This is a genomic window from Inquilinus sp. 2KB_23 (genome assembly GCF_052115705.1).
In the GTDB taxonomy this organism is placed as follows: Bacteria; Pseudomonadota; Alphaproteobacteria; order DSM-16000; family Inquilinaceae; genus Inquilinus; species Inquilinus ginsengisoli_A.
Window position 1 is genome coordinate 1 of the sequence record NZ_JBFRHF010000075.1, and the last position, 1798, is coordinate 1798.

3 protein-coding genes are annotated in these 1798 nt (G+C 71.9%); 1 reads left to right on the forward strand and 2 read right to left on the reverse strand.

The window, feature by feature from the left end; all coding sequences use genetic code 11:
• On the reverse strand, positions 1 to 468 hold a 468-nt coding region (locus AB4112_RS35935; protein ID WP_441727251.1), incomplete at its 3' end, for a 4Fe-4S dicluster domain-containing protein.
• 151 nt (positions 469 to 619) lie between these two features.
• On the opposite strand from AB4112_RS35935, the gene AB4112_RS35940 reads away from it, so the two are divergent.
• Positions 620 to 1273 carry a hypothetical protein gene (locus AB4112_RS35940; protein WP_441727253.1) on the forward strand — a complete coding sequence of 218 codons (654 nt, stop codon included), beginning with the start codon at positions 620 to 622 and terminating at the stop codon, positions 1271 to 1273.
• Between the two features lie 51 nt (positions 1274 to 1324).
• Here AB4112_RS35940 and AB4112_RS35945 read toward each other — a convergent pair whose 3' ends face one another.
• Positions 1325 to 1582, reverse strand: a complete 258-nt coding sequence (locus AB4112_RS35945; protein WP_309797773.1) for a GlsB/YeaQ/YmgE family stress response membrane protein — start codon at positions 1580 to 1582, stop codon at positions 1325 to 1327.
• Positions 1583 to 1798: the final 216 nt, after the last annotated feature.

Consider the following 1798-nt stretch of genomic DNA (forward strand, 5'->3'; position numbering starts at 1 on the left):
GGCCAGCATCGCGCGCAGCCGGCGCGACAGCAGCGGCGCCGCCGGCCGCGCCAGCCCGGCCCCGATCAGCGCCAGGCGGAACAGCCGCGGCCGCGGCAGGATGGTGGCCAGCAGCGCCCGGAGGGCGCGGTCGCGCAGCGGCCGGCGATAGGTCTCCTCCACCACCGCGCGGCCGTGGTCGACCAGATGCATGTAGTGCACGCCGGACGGGCAGGTGGTCATGCAGGCGAGGCAGGACAGGCAGCGGTCGAGATGCTTGGCGACGCTGGCCGGCGCCGGGCCGCCCGTCTCCAGCATCGACTTGATCTGGTAGATGCGGCCGCGCGGGCTGTCGAGCTCGTCGCCCAGCACCTGGTAGGTCGGGCAGGTGGCGAGGCAGAAGCCGCAATGCACGCAGGCGCGCAGGATCTTCTCCGATTCCGCCGTGTCGGCATCGGCCAGCTGCGCCAGCGAAAAATGTGTCTGCACCCGAACCCTCCATCGCTGCGCGACACTAGCCTGCGGCCCGGCGCGAAGGGAACCCGGCGGACACTGTGATCCGCATTGTCAACCGGCATGGGGGTTAGTAGGCTCGCCTGAACGCGCCGCAGCAGACGGCGCCGAAGACAGGAGGCCGTTGATGAAGATCATGCGGATGCGCCACGCCCTGCCCGTCGCCCTGTTCCTGGCCGGGCCGGCCATTTCGGGCGCCGCACCGGCCGGCGGGCTGGTGATCCAGGACATCGCGCTGGGGCAGACGCCGCAGCAGGCCTCGGCCTATTCCGGCCAGGCCGTGGCCTTCGAGGCGGCGCGCTGGACCGGGCTGGTGGCCGCAGCGCGGCCGGACAGCGACACGCTGCTGCTGCAGTTCACCCCGCCCGAGCAGGGCAACAAACTATACTCCGTCGCCGAGACCCTGCACCTCGACGCCAGCGGGCCGCGCACGGCCAAGGCGGCGCTGGCCCCGCTGCAGGCCCGCTTCGGCGATCCGTCGGCGGTGTACGACCAGGCCGGCAAGCAGGTCGCGATCTGGCGCTTCGTCGACGGCAAGCCGGCGGGGGCCAGCGTCGATATCGCCTCGGACTGCTCGCCCTATGCCGCGACCACCCTGGCCGGGGTTCGGCCGATCGGCTGGCCGGCGCCGTGCGGCGAGATGGTGTTCGCGACGGTGGAGCTGGCGGCGGACGGCACGCCAACCTTGATGCGGGTCAGCCACGCCGATACCAATGCGGCGCAGGCGCTGCAGCCGCGCCGCGGCGAGCCCTACGCGCATCTGGCGAAGGCGGCGCCTTAGGCAGGGAAGGAGGGCACGGTCCCCGAGGATCGCGCCCCCTCTCAGGCCGCCTCAGGCCGCGCTGCTGCGGCCGGCGATGACGCGGTAGATGATCAGCAGCACGATCGCCCCGACCACGCCCAGGGCGAACTTCCCGAACCCGCCTTCCGGAGCGATCCCGAACTGCTGCCCGAGCCAACCGCCGACGAAGGACCCGGCGATGCCCAGCAGGATGGTGATGATGAACCCGCCCGGGTCGCGCCCGGGCATCAGGAATTTCGCGACCAGGCCGATCACGAAGCCGATGATGATGGTGATGATGATGCCCATGGTGCTCCCCCGAAAGTGTCGCGCTTCAGCATAACCCGCAATCAGGCCCGAGGTTGCCGATCCTGTTTCAGGCGGTCATCCGGCCGGGCGACAGGATGCCCCGGGGATCGAAGGCGTCGCGCACGCGCCGGTTGAGCGCCTCCAGCGCCGGCGGCTGCGGCTCGAACACCGGCACCGCGGCGCGCAGCCCGGCCGGCGCCCGTACCAGGGTGGCGT

Bases quoted from the DNA above. Each gene is read 5' to 3' on its own strand.
- AB4112_RS35940 (WP_441727253.1), top strand. From the start codon at position 620: ATGAAGATCATGCGGATGCGCCACGCCCTGCCCGTCGCCCTGTTCCTG.
- AB4112_RS35945 (WP_309797773.1), bottom strand. From the start codon at position 1,582: ATGGGCATCATCATCACCATCATCATCGGCTTCGTGATCGGCCTGGTC.